This window comes from Amycolatopsis thermalba, from assembly GCF_003385215.1.
GTDB lineage: Bacteria > Actinomycetota > Actinomycetes > Mycobacteriales > Pseudonocardiaceae > Amycolatopsis_E > Amycolatopsis_E thermalba.
In genome coordinates, this window is record NZ_PQHW01000038.1 from 1 (window position 1) to 17,552 (window position 17,552).

Sequence of the window (17,552 nt, forward strand, 5' to 3'; positions counted from 1 at the left end):
CCGGCCTGGCGCTGTTCGCCGCGGGCGCGCTGCTCTCGGCGGCCGCACCGGACATCCCGCGCCTGCTCGCCGGGCGGGCGATCACCGGGGTGGGCGTGGCCGCCGTGCTGCCCGACACCCTCGCCGTCCTGCTCGCGTCGGTGGCGCTGCTGCTCGGCATCCGCGCACCCGCTGCTCGACCCGCGGTTGTTCCGGGCCGCGGGTCTGCGAAGCACGTGCCTGGGCAGGACGGCGCGTGGCACGTCGGCCGTCTGGTGGGGCGCATCGGGCTGACCGCCGTGATCGCCCTCGCCTTCGCCTGCACCGGCGCCGGCCTGCTCGGGCTGTCCACAAGCGACATGGCCACGCCCTGTCCGCTGTACGCGGTCTGGCTCGTCGTGACCGGGACCGGCGTGACGCTGGCGCTGCCGACGCTGTCCAGCGTGATCGCGGGTTCGCTGCCCCCGCGCAGGCCGGTGTCGCGACCGGCCTGCACCGGCGCCACGCGCGAGTTCGGCAGCGCGCTCGGCGTGGCCGTGCTCGTCCTCGGCGCGCTGGTCATCCTGCCGGGGCGAGGAACTCGATCGCCGCGTCCTTGAACTTCCGGCTGGACACGGCGTTGAGGTGGGTGCGCCGGCCGAGCGAGACGAACGGCGCACCCAGCGACGCCGCGAACTCCGGCGCGTCCGCGGCGATCTCGTCCTGCTCACCGGCGGCGAACAGCACCGGCACCGGCGGCGCACCGTCGAGCCGGTGCCCGGCCATCCCGTCGATACAGGCGTCCAGGCCGCCGCCGGACAGCTGCTCCGCCACGCGCTCCATCGACGCGCGGTCGGCGGCACGCCCGCCGATCCCGCCGAGCACCATCCGCCCGACGCGGCCCGGAGCGAGCCGCGCCAGCTCCCACCCGGCCAGACCGCCCATCGAGTAGGTGACCACATCCACAGTGGACAGTCCGGCCTCGTCGAGCACGGCGAGCACGTCCCGCGCCAGCGTTCGCGGCGAATACCCGGACGCCGGGCGGTCGCTCTGCCCGTGCCCGCGCAGATCCACGGTCACGTGCCCGTGCCCGTGCCCGTGCCCGGCCAGGGCGCGGATCCAGCCGGTCTGCTCCCAGGTGCGGAGGCTGTCCGAGGCGAAGCCGTGGATCAGCAGCACCGGACGCGGCCCGGGGGCGGTGTCGTACCAGATCTTGGTGCCGTCGGCGGCGGTGGCGAACACGGCTCAGTCCTCCGGCAGGGTCAGGCGGACCCTCCGCCGCGGCTTCTTCTCCTCCGGGACGGTGCCGACGATCCCGGCGTCCTCCACGGCGAAGGTGACCAGCGGCTCCCCCACCGCCAGCTCCTCGTCCTCGCCGACGTGCAGGCGGGTGACGCGGCCGGACTGGGGCGAGGGGATTTCCACCGCGGACTTGGTGGTCTCCAGCTCGACCAGCGGCGCGTTGCGCTCGACCCAGTCGCCCTCGGCGACCAGCCACTCCAGCACGCGGGCGCTGATCAGGCCCTCACCGAGGTCGGGCAGGGGGAAGGTCACTTCAGCCACGGCGGTACTCCAGGGTGGTCTGCACGGCGGTCAGGATGCGGTCGATGCTGGGCAGGTACTCGTCCTCCAGCGCGCCGGACGGGTAGGGCACGTCGAACCCGGTGACCCGCTGCACCGGCGCGCGCAGCCCGGCGAAGCAGCGTTCGGTGATCAGCGCGGACACCTCGGCGCCGAGCCCGGCGGTCAGCGGCGCCTCGTGCACCACGACCGCGCGGCGGGTCCGGGCCACCGACTCCGCGAGCCCGGCGGCGTCGATCGGCTTGAGCCAGCGCAGGTCGAGGACCTCCAGCTCGACGCCGTCCTCGGCGGCCAGTTCGGCGGCCTGCAGGCAGCGGGCGACCATCGCGCCCCAGGCGACCAGCGTGGCGTGCCTGCCCGGCCGGACGATCCGGCTGGTGCCGACGGGCAGCTGCTCGACGGCCTCCGTGGGGTCGAACGTCTCGCGGTGCCAGTAGCGGGACTTCGGTTCCAGGAAGATCACCGGGTCCGGATCGGCGATCGCCTGCCGCAGCAGGTGGTACCCCTCGCCCGGGGTGGACGGCGACACCACCTTCAGGCCGGGCACGTGCGCGAACAGCGCCTCCAGGCTCTCGCCGTGGTGCTCGGGCGCCTTGATCCCGCCGAAACTGGGCAGCCGCAGCGTGATCGGCATGCTCAGCACGCCGCGGCTGCGGTAGTGCATGCGCGCGACCTGGTTGACGATCTGGTCGATCGCCGGATAGCTGAAGCCGTCGAACTGGATCTCCGGCACCGGCCGCCACCCGGCCATCGCCAGCCCGACCGCCATGCCCATGATCGCGGACTCGGCCAGCGGTGTGTCGAACACGCGGTGCTCGCCGAACTTGTCGCGCAGGCCGTCGGTCACCCGGAACACCCCGCCGAGCGTGCCGACGTCCTCGCCGAAGATCAGCACCCGGTCGTCGTCCTCGCACGCGTGGCGCAGGGCGAGGTTGAGGGCCTGCTGCAACGAGAACTCAGGCATCGAGGGACTCCTTCCACGCCCGCTGCTGCTCCAGCAGGGCCGCCGTGGGCTCGCGGTAGACGAACGAGAACAGCTCCTCGGCCGGGGGCGCGCCGAGCGCGAGCAGGTCGTCGCGGACCCGGCTCACCACGGTGGCGGCGTGCTCCTCGGCGGCGGCGACCTCCTCGGCGGTGAGCTGGTTCGCCGCCCGGAGGAGCGGGTCGCGCCCGGCCCAGGCCCGCTCGTCGTCCAGGGTGCGGTAGCGGCCGGGATCGTCCGAAGTGGAGTGCGGGCCCAGCCGGTAGGTCATCGCCTCGATCACCGTCGGGCCGCCGCCGTCGCGGGCGCGGTCCAGCGCGGCGCGCGTCGCCTCGAACACGGCGGTCACGTCGTTGCCGTCGACGCGCACGCCCTCGATGCCGTACCCGGCGGCGCGGGCGGCGACCGAACCGCCGGCGACCTGGTCCGCGGTGGGCACCGAGATCGCCCAGCCGTTGTTCTGGCAGAAGAAGATCACCGGCAGCCGGTAGACGCCGGCGAAGTTCATGGCCTCGTGCACGTCGCCCTGGGAGCTGGCGCCGTCGCCGAAGTAGGTGATGGCCGCGCCGCCGGTGTCGTCCAGCTTCGCGCCCATCGCCCAGCCGACCGCGTGGGTGACGGGACCGCCGACGACGGCGTTGAACGGCGCCAGGCGGGAGGCCAGCGGGTCGTAGAGGCCGCCGTGCCAGAGGTTGAGGTGGGTGGCCAGGTAGCCGGCGAGGTCGACGCCCATCGCCACCGCGACGCCGAGTTCCCGGTAGCACGGGAAGGCGAAGTCACGGCCGAGGTCGAGCGCGGCGGCGCTGCCGACCTGCGCGGCCTCTTGGCCCTTCGCCGGGGCGTAGGCGGGGAGGACACCCTGGCGCTGCAACGCGATGGCTTCGTCGTCGAGCCGGCGTGCCACCAGCATCAGCCGGTGGAGCGCGGGGAGATCAGCTTCCTGCATGGCGGGAAGGGTGCGGTGCGGCCTCCGGAGTGCGCAAGTGTCGCCCCAGCGGCTGATCACTGTGCACGATCTGCGCGGCGTTTCGCCGGTTTCGCTGGGCAGATTGTCCAGCGAGCCGCCGCGACGGCCCGGCACCCGCAGCGCTACTGGTGATCGTGCCCGTCTCCGGCTACGACCAGACCGGCCCCTACCGCGACCGCGCCGGGTTCGGCGGCGTCGCCGAGTCGTTCGGCGGGCTGCGGCAGGTCACCGGGCACCCGGACCGCCCGCCGGTGCGGCCGGCGGCGCCGCCGGGCTCTACGGCGTGAACGTGAGCCCGTTCTCCACCAACGGGATCATCGTGCTCGCGCAGGCGCAGGTGCCCGGCAAACGCCTCTTCCAGCGCCGCATGCTCGCCTACAGCGCGCCCGTCGTGGCCGGCGCTCCCCTGCTCGCCTGGACGGTGGCGATCCTGCCGTCCGCGTTGTGACTCCACAGTAGACATTCCGGAAAGGACGCCATGAACCACTTCACCGTGGACGGCCGGCGGCCGTCCGTCGACCCGGCCGCGTGGATCGCCCCGGACGCGGTGCTGGCCGGCGCGGTCATGCTCGCCGCCGGCGCCGGCGTCTGGTACACCGCCGTGCTGCGCGCGGATCTGGACACCATCAGCATCGGGGCCGGCAGCAACATCCAGGACGGCACGATCGTGCACGCCGATCCCGGCTTCCCCGCCGTCATCGGCGCGGGGGCCAGCGTCGGGCACCGCGCGGTGCTGCACGGCTGCACCGTCGAGGACGACTGCCTCATCGGCATGGGCGCGGTCGTGCTCAACGGGGGCCCGGATCGGGGCGGGCAGCCTCGTCGCGGCCGGCGCGGTCGTCGCGGGCCTGCCGGCGAAGGTCCGGCGGTCCCTGACCGCCGACGAGCAGGCCGCGACCCGGGCCAACGCGGAGAGCTACCGCGACCTGGCACGCACCCACACCCACGCCACCCGGGCCTGAGACGCGCCCGGCGGGGTCAGCGGGGGGAGGCACCCGGCGACGGCGCCCGCGGAGAACCACCGCGACCCCACGCACGCCACCCGGGACTGAGCCGCGCCCGGCGGCGTCAGCGGGACGAAGCACCCCGGCGACGACCGCCGCGGGCGCCCGCCGAGAACGCGGCGGCCCCGCCCGATCGGTGGGGCGCCGCGCCCGTGCCACGGCCCGGCTTCTGCCGCCCGTCGCCGACGGGCTTCTGCCGCGCCTCGCCGGCCGGCTTGTCCCGCGTCTCGCCCCGCGGCTTCTGCCGCGCGGCGCCACGGCCGGAGTCACCGCGCCGCGGTTCCCCGCGCCGGGAGCCGGCGCGGGACGGCGAGCCGTCCCGGGTCCGCACCGCGCCGCCGGCCGCGGGCGCGGTGAACACCCGCTCCCCCGGCGCGAGCTCGGCCAGCAGCGGGTGCCCGAGCGCCAGCCGGGTGGTGACCGGGGTGATCCCGGCCTTGCGGGTCAGGTCGCGGACGTCGGCGACCTGGTCGTCGGTCATCAGCGTGATCACCGTGCCCTCGGCGCCGGCGCGGGCGGTGCGCCCGGACCGGTGCAGGTACGCCTTGTGCTCGACCGGCGGGTCGGCGTGGATCACGCGGGCCACGTCGTCGACGTGGATGCCGCGGGCGGCGATGTCGGTGGCCACCAGCGTGGTCGCGCTGCCGTCGGAGAACGCCGACAGGTTGCGGGTCCGCGCCGTCTGGCCGAGGTTGCCGTGCAGCTCCACCGCCGGGACGCCGGCCGCCACGAGCTTGCGGGTCAGCGCCTTCGCCCGATGCTTGGTCCGGGTGAACACCACGGTCCGGCCGGGCGCGGCGGCGAGGTCCACCAGCACGTCCAGGCGCGCGTTCGGCTGGACGTGCAGCACGTGGTGCTCCATCGTCGCCACCGGCGAGCGGGCCGAGTCGACGCTGTGCGTGACCGGGTCGGTGAGGAAACGCTTGACGAGCACGTCCACACCGGCGTCCAAGGTGGCCGAGAACAGCAGCCGCTGCCCCTGCCGCGGCGTGCGGTCCAGCAGCCGCTTCACCTGCGGCAGGAACCCGAGGTCGGCCATGTGGTCGGCCTCGTCGAGGACGGTGACCTCGACGGCGTCGAGGTGCGCGTGCCCGCTCGCGAGGTGGTCGGCGAGCCGGCCGGGGCAGGCGACCAGGATGTCCACGCCGGCCCGCAGGCCGGCGATCTGCGGCCCCGCGCCGACCCCGCCGAACACGGTCATGGTGCGCAGCGACAGGGCCTTGGCCAGCGGCGTCAGCGCCGCGTCGATCTGGGAGGCCAGCTCGCGGGTCGGCGCGAGGATCAGCGCGCGGGGCCGTCCGGGACGGCGCGGGGTGCCGCTCGCGGCGAGCCGGGCCAGGACCGGGAGCGCGAACGCGTACGTCTTGCCGGAGCCGGTGCGGCCCCGGCCGAGCACGTCCCGGCCGGCCAGCGAATGCGGCAGCGTGGCGGCCTGGATCGGGAACGGCGCCTCGATGCCCCGCTCGGCCAGCGCGGCGACGAGCACCGAAGGCACGCCGAGCGCGGCGAAGGAGGGCACGGGGGATGAAGTCAAGGGAAGATCTCCGAACGTCGGGGGGTCGTCCTGCCCGGCGCAGACCGTCGGCGGTCGCGGCGCGTGGTGGTCGACATCAGAACGCGGCCCGAGGCAGAACTGTGCGGGCCGCGATCACCAGTGTAGACCATGAACCGCGGCGGCGGGGCTCGACCGAACGGGATTCACTCCCGCCACGGTCACCCGACGGCGTTTCCGGCGACGGAACCACCCTCCGCTACGACGTGGTGCCGCGCGAGCGGGCGGGCCGGAAGCAGGTCGTGGTCACGCTGAACCGGTCCGTGCCGCGGCACGGACCGGTTCAGCGTATCGGCCGGTCACCCGTCAGCCCCGCTGGGCGAGCAGCCCGTCCACCAGGGCGCGCAGCCCGTCGGCGTAGGTGTCGCGCGCCGCCAGCTCCGGCCACTGGTCGCCGATCGCCGCCAGGTGCGGCATCTTCTCCGGGTCGAACCGGAACTCGGCGTCGCGGTAGGGCCGCTCGTCCGCCGGGCGCCGGCCGGACCGCGCGCGGACGAGGATCTCACCGGCGGTGTAGTACCAGATGCCGCGGAACACCCCGACCGCCTGCTCCGGGCTGCATCCGCTGTCCACGGCGCCGCCCACGATGGCCTCCACCATCCACAGGGCCGGTTCGTCGAGCAGGCCGACGAACCCGTCCACCGTGACGACCTCCGCGGCCCACGGCCACGCTGCCAGCGCGTCGTGCATCACCGTGGCCGCCACGACGATCCGCTCCCGCGGATCGCTGGGCAGCCGGGGGCGTTCCAGCTGCCCGGTGTAGGCGTTGAGCAGCTGCACCAGCAGATCCGCCTTGTCCCGCACGTGGTGGTACAGCGTCGTCGGCCCGATCCCCAGCTCCGCCGCGAGCCGGCGGACGCTCAGCTTCTCCCAGCCGTCGCGGTCGATGAGCCGCCGCGCGGCCGCCAGGATCTCCGCCCGGGAGGTCACCGGTGGCCGCCCGGTCCGGGCGCGCGCTGCATCGGGTCGGGGCATGGGTCCCATCATGCTGCCCGCTCCCCTCGTCGACAGCCGGCGCCCTCCGGTGCTAGTTTCGGAACGCGTTCCGAAACTAGCGCGAGAGGACTGGGGTGCGATGACGAAGACGGAGTTCCCGGGACCGGCGGTCCGGGCGGGGCTCACCCTCACGGCGGTGGCCGTCGTGCAGTTCACGGTGTCGCTGGACCTGTCGGTGGTGAACGTCGGGCTGCCGGCGATCGCGGCCGCGCTCGGGTTCGGCCCGCTGGGCCTGACCTGGGTGATCCACGCCTACGCGCTCACCTTCGGCGGGCTGCTCCTGCTCGGCGGCAAACTCGCCGACCGCTACGGCCGCAAGCGGGTCCTGCTGGTCGGGCTGGCCGTGTTCGGGATCGCGTCCCTGGCCGGGGGTTTCGCCGCGGACCCCGGCCAGCTGGTCGCGGCGCGCGCCGCGCAGGGCATCGGGGCCGCCGCGGCGGCCCCGGCCGCGCTGGCGCTGCTGACCGCGACCTTCCCCGGGGGCCGCGAGCGGGTCCGCGCGTTCGGCGTGTGGAGCGCGACGAACGCCGCCGGTGGGGCTCTGGGCGTGCTGATCGGCGGGGTGCTCACCGAGTACGCCGGGTGGCGGTGGGTGATGTTCGTCAGCGCGCCGATGGCCGCCGTCGCGCTGGTGCTGGTGCGGCGCGGGGTCGCCACCGAGCCGCCGCCGGTGCGCGGCAGCCGTCCGGACGTGCTGGGCGCCGTCCTGGTCACGGCGGGCATGAGCACGCTCGTGTTCGGCGTCGTGCGCACCGAGCAGTACGGCTGGGCCTCGCCGGTCACGCTGATCACCCTGGCGGTCGCCGTCGCACTGCTGGCCGCGTTCGTCCACATCGAACGGACGACGACCCGGGACCCCGTGGTGCGCCTGGGTTTGCTGGCCAGCCGCGCGGTCGCCGGTGCCAACCTGTACAACCTGCTCCTCGGCGCGGCGATGGCGTCCGCCTTCTACTTCGTGTCCCTGTACCTGCAGCGGGTGCTGGGGACCGGGCCGGCGCTGGCCGGGCTGCAGTTCCTGCCCTTCGCGCTCGGGGTGGTCGCCGGGTCCGTGCTCGCCGTCAAGCTCGGGTACCGGATCGCGGCCCGCACGCTGATGGCCGGCGGCGGGCTGCTCGCCGCGGCGGGGTTCGCCTGGTTCGGTTTCCTCAGCGCGGACGGGTCGTTCCTGGCCGACGTCCTGGGGCCGTCGATGGTGACCAGTGCCGGGTTCGGACTGTGCCTCGGGCCGGTGGTGTCCGTGGCGACCGCGGGTGCGGCGCCGGAGGACTCGGGCGCGGCGTCCGGTCTGCTCGCCGCGTCCCGGCAGATCGGCGCGTCGCTCGGGCTCGCCGCCCTCGGCACGGCCGCGCACGGGTACGGCGCTTCGCCCGTGGCGGGGTACGCGTTCGGGTTGGCGCTCGGCGCCGTGCTCTTCGCCGCCGCCGTGGCCCTCGCCCTCACGGTGGTTCCAGGGTCTGCTCCAGCCGGGCGAGCAGGCCGGTGAGGGCCGCGCGCTCGTCCGGGGCCAGCCCGCCGATCAGGTCCGCCTCGTGTTCCAGCAGGCGGCGGACGGTGGTTTCGATCAGGCGGTGACCGGCGTCGGTGAGGCGGACGGCGACCGCGCGTCGTGACGCGGCGGACGGCGCGCGTTCGACGAGCCCGGCCTGCTCGGCGCGGGCCACGCGCTGGGAGACCGCGCCGGGGGTGACCAGCGTGCGCCGGGTGATCTCCCGCGTGGTCAGCTCGTACGGCGGGCCGGACCGGCGGATCACGCTCAGCAGGTCCAGTGTGGACGGATCGACGCCGAGCTCGGCCAGGGTGCGGCGCCGGTCGTCGGCGAGGATCTTCGCGATCCGCCACACCGGGGTGATGATCTCGATGGACTCCGTGCGCACACCGGGGAGTTCGCGCCGCCACGACTCGGCGATGTCGTGCGCGGGCCACCTGAGGATCGAGCCCATCGGGTAGCCCTCGGCGCCGAAGTCGTTCGACACGGCCTGCCTCCCTCCGCTACGTTTAGAGCTAAACATAGCAGAGAGGAGTGCTCAGTGAGCCGGATCGTGCTGGTCACCGGTGGCGGGAACGGCATCGGACGGGCCGTGGCCGCCCGGTTCCGCGCGGGCGGGGACGCCGTGGTGATCACCGGCCGCAACGGCGAGCGGCTGGCCCGGACCGCCGCCGGGATCGGCGCGCGGGCGATCACCTGCGACGCGACGGATCCGGAGCAGGTGGCGCGGATGGCGGACGAGCTGGGGCCGGAGCTGGACGTGGTGGTCAACATGGCGGGCGGGAACACCGATCTCACCGCGCCCGCCGGGGACGGGGTCGGGGAGGTGCTGCGCGCGTGGCGGGCGAACCTGGACGCCAACCTGCTCAGCGCGGTGCTCACCACGACGGCGGTGCGGGACCGGCTGCGGCCGGGTGGCTCGATCATCAACGTCGGGTCGATCGGCGCCGAGTACGCCGCGTCGTCCTACGGGGCGGCGAAAGCGGCGCTGGCGGCGTGGACGGCCGGCCTGTCGTCGGAGGTCGGGCCGAAGGGCGTGACGGCGAACCTGATCGCGCCCGGGTACATCGCGGAAACCGGGTTCTTCCAGGGAAAGCTCAGCGAGGAGCGCCGGCGGGCGTTGATCGCCGCGACGCACAACGGCCGTCCGGGCCACCCGGACGACGTCGCGGAGACGGCGTATTTCCTGGCGTCGGCGGGCGCGCGCCACATCACCGGCCAGACGATCCACGTCAACGGCGGCGCCCACACGACGCGATAACCGGTTGGCGAACGGGCCGGGCGGCGGGACGATCACCGGGTGTGGGACGAGGCCCGGGAGCGCGTCGAGGCACTGTGTGCCGCGCGGGACGCCGATGCCGAGGTGGCGGTGATGGCGGGGGCGGACCCGCGGTTGTGGCTCGCCGTCGACGCGAGCGCGCGACGCTCGGTCCCGGCGGGCTGGCACCGCAGTGTCGTGTTGCGGGCGCTGGGACGCGACGGCCACCTCCGCGAAGCCGCCCTGCCCCAGCTCGACCAGCGGATCGCGCTGCCGGTGCTGGCGATCCGCGCGGCGGACTGGGTGCCGCAGGTGCGCGAGCGTGCCCGGCGGGAGTGCCTGCGTCACCTCTTCCGCGACCCGATGACCGTGGTGGACCTGTTCCCGCTGGCGTGCCGCGTGCGGCGCCGCGCCGAGGGCGAGTGGCTGGCCGCGACGCTGGAGGGGATGCTGCGCCTGCCCGAGGTCCGCTCGGCCGCACTCGCCGCTTCGGATGTGCTCACCCGCCGGACGGTGTATGAGTCGGGGTACGCGAGCGCCGGCGAGCTGAGGGCCGGGCTCCGGGACGGGGATCTGAAGATCCGGCTGGGGTGTGCTCGCGCCCTGGCCGGCAGCCCGGACCCCGAGGTGCTGCACCTGCTGCGCACCAGCGGCACGGCGGCCCTGCGCGCCCTGGCGATCCGCGACCGCGCCGGCGCGGTGGCGGCACTGGCCGATCCCGCCTCGCTGGTGCGCGCACACGCGCACCTGACGCTCCGCCGCGCGGGCGAAGACCCCGCGCGGCACTACCGATCCCTGCTGACCGCGGTGAACGGCACCGCCGCACAGGTGCACGCAGCCGCCATCGCTGCCGGGACTCCCGCATCCCACCGCTCCGCACCAGGCCCAGCGCCGGGAACTCGCGCGAATGGCTCCGGCTCAGCCGGGCCCGGCCGCCGCGCCACACACCCGCGCGCCGCGGGCGTGGCCCCCGGGGCTGCCGGGACTCCCGCATCCCACCGGCCTGGCCCGGCCGCCGCGGCGGATCCCGTGTCCGCCGGCTTGGTCGCCGGCCTCGGGGAGACCGGCGACGGCGCCGATGCGGTGCTGCTCGTGCCGTTCCTCGCCGACGGGCGGGCCGGCGTCCGGGCCGAGACTGTCCGCGCGCTGCGTCGCCTGCGCGCGATTCCCCTCGCGCGGGCCGTGCCGTTGCTCGCCGATCCGTCCCCGCGCGTCGCCCGGCAGGTGATGCTCGCGCTGCGCGAAACCGCCGCCCTGATCGACGAAACCGTGCTGCACGGCATGCTCGCCCCCGGCCAGCCCGCGCACCGCAGGCGGATCGCGTTCCAGCTGCTCTCCGCCCGCGACACCTGGACCCGCCTCGCGCTCGACCTGCGTCTCGTGCTGGACCCGGACGAGCCGCTCCGGGACATCGCCGCCGGCGACCTGCGGAACTGGTTCGCCTACGGGGCCGCGACCACCTACACCACGCCGACCACCACGCAGGCCGCCGAGCTGCGCGACCTCCTCAACCGCGCGGAACCGCTGCTCGGCACCGCCCACGCCCGAGTGCTGCGCCTGTTCCTCTGATCCACTCCTGCACAGGCCGACCTCAGCCGCGCGGAGCCGCCGCCCGGTGCCGCCCACGCGCGGGTGCCGCGCCGGTTCCTCTGGAGCGCAACAAGAACAGCGCCTGCACCCCGGTGTAGGCGAGCAGCACCGCCCCGGCCACCGCGCTCACCTGCACGCCGTGCACGAACGCCTCCTTCGCGGCGGCCAGCAGCGCATCCGCTTCCGCCGCGGGCAGCCCGGCCGCCGTCGCGACCGCTCCGCCGAGCGTTTCGCGCGCCGTGTTCCCCGCACCGGCCGGCACGCCCGCCCGGTAGACCGCCGCCGCGATGCTGCCCAGCACCGCCGTCCCGAGCGCGCCACCCAGCTCGAACCCCGTCTCCGAGATCGCCGACGCCGCACCGGCCCGCGCGGGCGGGGCGGCGGTGATGATCAGGTCGTTGGTGAGCGTCTCCGACAACGACACCCCGAACCCCACCAGCGCCATGCCGGCCACCAGAATCGCCAGTCCACTGTGGACGCCGAGGGCCACCAGCACCGCGAACCCCGCCGCCGCGGCCAGCAGCCCGCCGCCGATCAGCCGCGGCACCGGCACCCGCCGGGCGAGGCGCGCCGCGGCGAAGGAACCCGCGACGCCGGCGACCGTCGTCGGCAGCAGCCACAGCGCCGCCGTCATCGGCCGCAGGCCGAGCACGAGCTGGAGGTGCTGCGGCACCAGGAACAACAGTCCGACCAGGGCGAACACCCCGAGCATGTTCGTCAGCACCGACGCGCTGAACCGCCGGTCCGCGAACAGCGCCAGGTCGAGCATCGGGTCCGGCAGCGCACGCTGGCGCCGCACGAACACCACCACGAACACCGCGCCGGCCAGCACGCTCACGGCCGCGAGCGGATCCGCGCCGTGCTCGGCGAACCGCTTGATGCCGTAGACCACGGGCAGGACCGCCGCCAGCGACAGCAGCGCGGACAGCGGGTCGAAGCGGCCGGGCTCCGGGTCCCGCGCCTCCGGCAGCAGGAGCGGCCCGGCGACCAGCAGCACCAGCATCACCGGCACGTTGATCAGGAACACCGAGCCCCACCAGAAGTGCTCCAGCAGCCAGCCGCCCAGCACCGGCCCGAGCGCCATGCCGCCGGAGAACCCGGCGCCCCACACGGCGATCGCGGTCCGCCGCCGCGCCGGGTCGGTGAAGATGGTGCGGATCAGCGCCAGGGTCGAGGGCATCAGCGTCGCCCCGCCGACCCCGAGCAGCGCCCGCGCGGCGATGAGCATGAGCGGGCTGGTCGCGAACGCCGCGGCCACGGACGCGGCACCGAACGCGACGGCGCCGGAGAGCAGCAGCTTGCGCCGCCCGATCCGGTCCCCGAGCGTGCCCATCAGGACCAGCAGCCCGCCCAGCACGAACGAGTAGATGTCGACGATCCACAGCTGCTCGGCGCCGGTCGGGCCGAGGTCCTCGCTCAGGTACGGCAGCGCGAACCCGAGCACCGTCATGTCGACGCTGATCAGCAGCACCGGCAGCACCAGCACACCCAGCGCGAGCCAGTCCCGGCGTCCCCCGGCCATCACGATCACAACCCTTTTCTGAACAGTCCGGACGGTACAGTTTGCCCCCTCTCGAAACTAAACCGTCCAGACGGTATAGTCAAGTGACATGGGACGCCCCTCCGCGCGGGAACAGATCCTCGACGCCTACCAGGACATCCTCATCGAGAGCGGATCGGCCGCCGTCACCCTGGACGCCGTCGCCGCGCGCGCGAAGGTGTCCAAGGGCGGGCTGCTGTACCACTTCGGGTCGAAGGACGCCCTGCTCGACGGCCTCCTCGACCGGCTGCTGCGGCTCACCGCGGCCGACGTCGAGCAGGCGCGCACGGCCCCCGAGGGCGTGGTGCGGTACTGGCTGCTGTCGTCGGTGACCGACGCCGACATGACCAAGCCGGCCCACCGCGCCTCGATCGCCGCGCTGCGGCTGCTCGGCAGCGAACCGAAGGTCACCGAGACGATGAACGAGGTCGGCCGGCTGTGGTGGGAGCTGCTGGAAGAGCACATCGGCGACCCGCTGACCGCCGAGATCGTCGGGCTGCTCGGCGACGGCCTCTACCTGCGCGCCACACTCGGCGGGCAGATGCCGCAGCCGGTGCTCGACCGGATGCCGGAGGTGCTGCGCCGTCTGGGCCTGGACGCGGCGGAAAGTGACCTTGGTCCTCGCCCGAGGTGACTTCCGCCGGGCCGCGGGGCGCGCGGCGCGGCCTAGATTGGGCAGATCGCCTGCGGAAGGGTCCTGCCGTGATCACCGTGTTCCTCGTCGACGACCACGAGGTCGTCCGCCGCGGCGTCGCCGACCTGCTCGAAGCCGACCGCGAGCTGAGGGTCGTCGGCGAGGCGTCCACGGCCGCCCAGGCGATGGCGCGGATCCCGGCGCTGCGCCCGGACGTCGCGGTGCTCGACGTGCGCCTGCCCGACGGCAACGGCATCGAGCTGTGCCGGGAGCTGCGGTCGCGGTTCCCGGAGCTGAACGTGCTGATCCTGACCTCCTACACCGACGAGGAGGCCATGCTCAACGCGATCCTCGCCGGCGCGGGCGGCTACGTCATCAAGGACATCCAGGGGCTGCAGCTCGTCTCGGCCGTGCGCGCGGTCGGCACCGGCCGGTCGCTGCTCGACACCCGCGCCGCGTCGACGCTGATGGCCAAGCTGCGCGCCGACGCCGGCGACGGCCCGGCGGCCGGGCTCACCGAGCGCGAACGCACGCTGCTGGACCTCATCGGCGAGGGGCTGACCAACGCGCAGATCGCGCAGCGGATGTTCCTCGCGGAGAAGACGGTGAAGAACTACGTGTCGCGGCTGCTGGCCAAACTCGGCCTCCAGCGGCGCACCCAGGCGGCCGTCCTCGCGGCGAAACTCCAGGCGGACAGGGACCCGGACGCCCCGCGCTGAAAGCGCTGCCTCAGGCCGAAATGCTGGCAATCTGTTCACAAGCCTCCGGGTAGCGTGGCGCGGCCATGAGCGGTGCGACTTCGACCCCGGCACCCTCGTCTGCGACCCCGGCCAGGACACCGCGACCTGCCTGTCCCCCGCCGAGGCCGCCGTGGTGCGCAAGCTGCACGACGGCGCCGTCGGCGCCCAGGGCTGCCGCCTGGAACCGGCGATCGCCCACGAGTGGGGGTCGGAGCTGGAGTGGACGCTGTTCGTCCCGCCTCCAGCAGACCCCGGCCAGCGCCCGCGGCGGCGGGAAGCTGCTGCTCTGGCACGGCTGGAACGACCAGCGCACCTCCCCGCGGTCCACAGTGGCCTACTGGCCCACCACCGCCGGCGTGCTCACCCCGGTGATGGCCTGGGTGGAAAGCGGCAGGCAGCCGGACCGCGTCGTCGCCTCGACGTTGCGCGGCGGCGCCACCACCCGCACCCGACGGCCGAGCCGCCGTCGGGACTGCACCAGGCCGGGCGGGGCCGGGATTTCCCTGGACTCCCCGGCTTCCGGGGCCAGGAGAAGTAACCTTCAGAACCCGAGCAGTTCGGCGAACGCGGCGCGTTCCGTGACACCCAGCTTCGCGCTCGCCCGGTACAGGTGTCCCTCGACGGTGCGGACCGAGACGACGAGCCGGTCGGCGATCTCGCGGTTGGACAGGCCGCGCGCGGCCATCGTGACGATCTCGCGCTCGCGGCCGGTCAGCGGCAACGGCCGCACCGCCGCCAGCGCCGGGGTTCGCGCGCCTTCGCACGCTTCGGCGAGCCGGTGCGCGCGGGTGACGGCCGCGCGTGCCGCCACCGGGTGACCGGACCGGGCGTGCGCGACCGCGGCCTGGGCAGCGGCGTCGGCAGCGGCCAGCTGGTCACCCATCTCCTCCAGCGCCCGGGAGGCCGCGAACAGTCCGTCGGCGTCGTCGCCGGCGAGAGCGGCTGCTTGCGCCGCGGCGGCCGCCGCCCGGGGACCCTCGACCTGGCCGGCCAGCTCGGCGAGCCGGCCGGCGGCGGTCCGGTCCCCGAAACACACCGCGACGTGGAGCGCGTAGACCTCGAACGCGGGCTGGCCGCGTCCCGCCGCCAGGCCGGCCGCGTCACGGGCGAGCCGGATCGCGGCACTCACCGCTCCTTCGGCCGCCCGCACCCACGCCCGGGCGAGCACGAGCTCCGGTTCCAGCACCGCCGTCGCCGGGTGCCGTTCGTCCTCCGCGGCGGCGAGCACCACCGCCGCCTGACCGGCCTCCCCGGACATGGCCAGCGCCTGGGTCAGCGCGACGAGGTTGCCGGACCCCGGCCCCTGCCGGCGGACCGGCCCCAGCCCGGCCTCCGCCTCCCGGAGCCTGCGGACGGCGGTGCCCAGCCGGCCCCGGTAGAGCGCGGCGTAGCCCAGCAGCGCCACACCCAGCAGCTGCAGCGGTCCGGGGATCTCGGCGCCCTGCCGGTACCTGGTCCGCGCGAGGTCCTCCACGCCGCGCAGCGCCCCGGCGAGCCGGAGGCCGAGGAGGTGGGCCGCGCACAACCCGAACGACGGGACGACCGCGTCGAAGGACTGCTCGGCCGCGGCGTATCCGGGCGCGGCCGCCCGGTCCAGCTCACCGGCCCGGCCGAGCGGGCCCAGCCCGCCGACCGCGGCCCACGCCGCCAGCAGGCTCGCGTGCGGGGGCAGCGCGCCGGCCGACCGCGCCGCGACGGCGGACTCGATCGCCTCCCGGGGCCGTCCCGCGGCGGCGTGGAAGACCCCGCGGATCGCCCGGATCGGCGCGAGTGCCCCGGGCCGGGTGATGGCGGACTCCGCCCGGTCCAGCACGGCCCCGGCCTCGGCGGGGCGGCGGCACGAGAAGAACAGGTTCCCGGCGCGGGACACCGCGACCACGCTGCGCTGGTCGTCGTCGGTGGCGAGCGGGGCCAGCGCGGACAGCATGGCCTCCGCCTCGTCCCCGCGGGTCAGCCAGGACAGCGCGGAACCGAGCGTCACGCGCGCCTCGAACCCGCCACCGGCGACGACGGCCGCCCGCGCCAGCCGGGCGGCGAGCGGGACGTCGAGCAGCGCGATGGCCCGCTGCGCGGCGAGCGTGTGCAGCCGGGGGTCCGGATCGAGGTCGGAGTCCACGACGAGCACTGCCCGCCGCATCGTGTCGTCGGCGCGCCGGGCGCCGGTGTCCTGCAGCGCCCGCGCGATCCGGCCGCGCAGCCGCCGCGCCCGCAGCACGCCCAGCGCCTCGCGGCGCACCTCGCCGTAGAGCGGGTGCGCCAGCCGGGCCTCCAGCCGGCGGCCGTCCGGTTCGACCGCCACCAGGCCCTCGGCTTCGGCCTGCTCCACGCCGTCGGCGCTGGTCAGGGCCACGAGCACGGGCACGCCGAGGGGTTCGCCGAGCGCGAGGACGTCCACCACGTCGCGGACCGCGCCGGACAACCGGCCCATGCGGGTGTTGACCAGGTCGGCCAGGCCGGGCGAGAGCGCGGGCCGCCCCGACCAGCGCCACACCCCGCGAACCAGGCGCAGCCCGCCGCCGGCCACTTCGCCGTCGACGAGCTGGCGCAGGTAGAGCGCGTTGCCGCGGCAGAGCGTCCAGAGCCGGGCCGCGCCGGCGCTGTCCACCGGGCCGCCGAGCACCGCCTCCAGCAGGGCCACGGTCTCCGCCTCGGACAGCGGCTGGACCTCCAGCCGGTCGAGGTGACCGTCCTTCCACAGCGCGGTCACCGCGTCCGGCACCGGTTCCCCGCTGCGCACCGTGAGCACCACGGTGGCGACCCGGCGCAGCACGAACTGGTGCACCAGCGACGCGGACAGCGCGTCCAGCAGGTGCGCGTCGTCCACCGCCACCACGACGTCACCGCGGGCGGTTCCGGTGAGCGCCTCGGCGGCCTGCCGGAGCAGCTGGGTCGCGTCCCCGCTCACGTCGGTGAGCACGGCGGCGAACGCCCCGAGCGGGACGGCACGGGCCGACGCGGTCGCGGCGACCCACACCGTCCTCGCGTGCCGCCGCCTGGCCGCCGCCACCGCTTCCCGGGCGAGGCGGGTCTTGCCGACCCCGGCCGCGCCCGCCAGCACCACGCCGTGGCCCGCGCCGCGCCGCACGACCGCGTCGACGAACCGCAGCTCTTCCGCCCGGCCGGTCAACGGCCAGTTCAGGCCCACGACACGGGACGGTAGACGGCCGCTGTCCCGGCGTCTTCCACCCCGCGGGCGATTTCCGAGTACCGCACTACTCGTGTGCCCGGCCCGAGGCCGGATCAGGCTGGGCGCGTCAGGGTTCC

General features: G+C 75.2%; 17 protein-coding genes and 2 pseudogenes. 9 read left to right on the top strand and 10 right to left on the bottom strand.

The genetic code is table 11. The features are described from left to right. Positions 1 to 521 (top strand): annotated as a pseudogene (locus D0D15_RS17000) (hypothetical protein); the annotation flags it as partial. Positions 522 to 537: 16 nt separating this feature from the next. Here the strand turns inward: D0D15_RS17000 and D0D15_RS17005 are convergent. The 4 genes from D0D15_RS17005 to D0D15_RS17020 are packed head-to-tail and all read right to left on the bottom strand — an operon-like array spanning position 538 to position 3,467. After that, a complete protein-coding gene (locus D0D15_RS17005; protein WP_094005343.1) occupies positions 538 to 1,200 on the bottom strand; it encodes an alpha/beta fold hydrolase in 663 nt (220 codons plus the stop codon). Positions 1,201 to 1,203: 3 nt separating this feature from the next. After that, positions 1,204 to 1,521 (bottom strand): biotin/lipoyl-containing protein, encoded by a 318-nt coding sequence (locus tag D0D15_RS17010; RefSeq protein ID WP_094005342.1) that lies wholly within the window; start codon positions 1,519 to 1,521, stop codon positions 1,204 to 1,206. Then, positions 1,514 to 2,503: an alpha-ketoacid dehydrogenase subunit beta gene (locus tag D0D15_RS17015; RefSeq protein WP_094005341.1), complete on the bottom strand. Its 990-nt coding sequence runs from the start codon at positions 2,501 to 2,503 to the stop codon at positions 1,514 to 1,516. The genes D0D15_RS17010 and D0D15_RS17015 overlap by 8 nt, the downstream gene beginning before the upstream one ends. After that, positions 2,496 to 3,467, bottom strand: coding sequence for a thiamine pyrophosphate-dependent enzyme (locus tag D0D15_RS17020; protein WP_233157249.1), 972 nt, complete (start codon positions 3,465 to 3,467; stop codon positions 2,496 to 2,498). Before D0D15_RS17020 ends, D0D15_RS17015 begins: the two co-directional genes overlap by 8 nt. Positions 3,468 to 3,616: 149 nt before the next feature. Here D0D15_RS17020 and D0D15_RS17025 point away from each other — a divergent pair, with 149 nt between their 5' ends. The 3 genes and pseudogenes from D0D15_RS17025 (at position 3,617) to D0D15_RS17035 (ending at position 4,450) form a co-directional block, all read left to right on the top strand. Beyond that, the gene (locus D0D15_RS17025; protein ID WP_233157248.1) at positions 3,617 to 3,775 is read left to right on the top strand and encodes a CoA transferase; all 159 of its coding nucleotides are present in this window, start codon (positions 3,617 to 3,619) and stop codon (positions 3,773 to 3,775) included. A 2-nt stretch (positions 3,776 to 3,777) separates the two neighbouring features. Continuing rightward, complete coding sequence (locus tag D0D15_RS17030; protein ID WP_233157247.1) at positions 3,778 to 3,936, top strand: hypothetical protein; 159 nt, start codon at positions 3,778 to 3,780, stop codon at positions 3,934 to 3,936. A 30-nt stretch (positions 3,937 to 3,966) separates the two neighbouring features. Further along, positions 3,967 to 4,450, top strand: a pseudogene (locus D0D15_RS17035) (gamma carbonic anhydrase family protein). A 106-nt stretch (positions 4,451 to 4,556) separates the two neighbouring features. Here D0D15_RS17035 and D0D15_RS17040 read toward each other — a convergent pair. Both D0D15_RS17040 and D0D15_RS17045 read right to left on the bottom strand, forming a co-directional pair. Next, positions 4,557 to 6,011: a DEAD/DEAH box helicase gene (locus D0D15_RS17040; RefSeq protein ID WP_115944562.1), complete on the bottom strand. Its 1,455-nt coding sequence runs from the start codon at positions 6,009 to 6,011 to the stop codon at positions 4,557 to 4,559. A 339-nt stretch (positions 6,012 to 6,350) separates the two neighbouring features. Next, a complete protein-coding gene (locus D0D15_RS17045; protein ID WP_094005339.1) occupies positions 6,351 to 7,019 on the bottom strand; it encodes a TetR/AcrR family transcriptional regulator in 669 nt (222 codons plus the stop codon). Between the two features lie 100 nt (positions 7,020 to 7,119). Between D0D15_RS17045 and D0D15_RS17050 the strand changes: the two genes are divergently transcribed. Then, positions 7,120 to 8,523: an MFS transporter gene (locus D0D15_RS17050; protein ID WP_094005338.1), complete on the top strand. Its 1,404-nt coding sequence runs from the start codon at positions 7,120 to 7,122 to the stop codon at positions 8,521 to 8,523. Here D0D15_RS17050 and D0D15_RS17055 read toward each other — a convergent pair. Then, entirely contained in the window at positions 8,477 to 9,013 is a 537-nt protein-coding gene (locus D0D15_RS17055; protein ID WP_094005337.1) for a MarR family winged helix-turn-helix transcriptional regulator, read from the bottom strand. The two genes, D0D15_RS17050 and D0D15_RS17055, sit on opposite strands and share 47 nt — an antisense overlap. Positions 9,014 to 9,067: 54 nt before the next feature. Between D0D15_RS17055 and D0D15_RS17060 the strand changes: the two genes are divergently transcribed. Continuing rightward, entirely contained in the window at positions 9,068 to 9,787 is a 720-nt protein-coding gene (locus D0D15_RS17060) for an SDR family NAD(P)-dependent oxidoreductase (protein ID WP_094005336.1), read from the top strand. Positions 9,788 to 9,826: 39 nt separating this feature from the next. Further along, a complete protein-coding gene (locus D0D15_RS37035) occupies positions 9,827 to 11,353 on the top strand; it encodes a hypothetical protein (protein WP_233157246.1) in 1,527 nt (508 codons plus the stop codon). A 22-nt stretch (positions 11,354 to 11,375) separates the two neighbouring features. On the opposite strand, the gene D0D15_RS17075 is transcribed toward D0D15_RS37035, so the two are convergent. Further along, positions 11,376 to 12,896, bottom strand: a complete 1,521-nt coding sequence (locus D0D15_RS17075) for an MFS transporter (protein ID WP_094005474.1) — start codon at positions 12,894 to 12,896, stop codon at positions 11,376 to 11,378. Positions 12,897 to 12,984: 88 nt separating this feature from the next. On the opposite strand from D0D15_RS17075, the gene D0D15_RS17080 reads away from it, so the two are divergent. Next, entirely contained in the window at positions 12,985 to 13,548 is a 564-nt protein-coding gene (locus D0D15_RS17080) for a TetR/AcrR family transcriptional regulator (RefSeq protein WP_094005335.1), read from the top strand. Positions 13,549 to 13,616: 68 nt separating this feature from the next. After that, positions 13,617 to 14,267 carry a response regulator gene (locus tag D0D15_RS17085; protein ID WP_094005334.1) on the top strand — a complete coding sequence of 217 codons (651 nt, stop codon included), beginning with the start codon at positions 13,617 to 13,619 and terminating at the stop codon, positions 14,265 to 14,267. A gap of 355 nt (positions 14,268 to 14,622) precedes the next feature. On the opposite strand, the gene D0D15_RS35960 is transcribed toward D0D15_RS17085, so the two are convergent. Beyond that, on the bottom strand, positions 14,623 to 14,766 hold the full coding sequence (locus D0D15_RS35960; RefSeq protein ID WP_158224423.1) for a hypothetical protein: 144 nt from the start codon (positions 14,764 to 14,766) through the stop codon (positions 14,623 to 14,625). A gap of 63 nt (positions 14,767 to 14,829) precedes the next feature. After that, positions 14,830 to 17,433: a helix-turn-helix transcriptional regulator gene (locus D0D15_RS17095; protein ID WP_115944563.1), complete on the bottom strand. Its 2,604-nt coding sequence runs from the start codon at positions 17,431 to 17,433 to the stop codon at positions 14,830 to 14,832. Between the last annotated feature and the right edge of the window lie 119 nt (positions 17,434 to 17,552).

Coding starts and splice junctions, on each gene's coding strand:
- D0D15_RS17050 (WP_094005338.1), top strand. CDS start 7,120: ATGACGAAGACGGAGTTCCCGGGACCGGCGGTCCGGGCGGGGCTCACC.
- D0D15_RS17045 (WP_094005339.1), bottom strand. CDS start 7,019: ATGCCCCGACCCGATGCAGCGCGCGCCCGGACCGGGCGGCCACCGGTG.
- D0D15_RS17080 (WP_094005335.1), top strand. CDS start 12,985: ATGGGACGCCCCTCCGCGCGGGAACAGATCCTCGACGCCTACCAGGAC.
- D0D15_RS17075 (WP_094005474.1), bottom strand. CDS start 12,896: ATGGCCGGGGGACGCCGGGACTGGCTCGCGCTGGGTGTGCTGGTGCTG.
- D0D15_RS17015 (WP_094005341.1), bottom strand. CDS start 2,503: ATGCCTGAGTTCTCGTTGCAGCAGGCCCTCAACCTCGCCCTGCGCCAC.
- D0D15_RS17020 (WP_233157249.1), bottom strand. CDS start 3,467: ATGCAGGAAGCTGATCTCCCCGCGCTCCACCGGCTGATGCTGGTGGCA.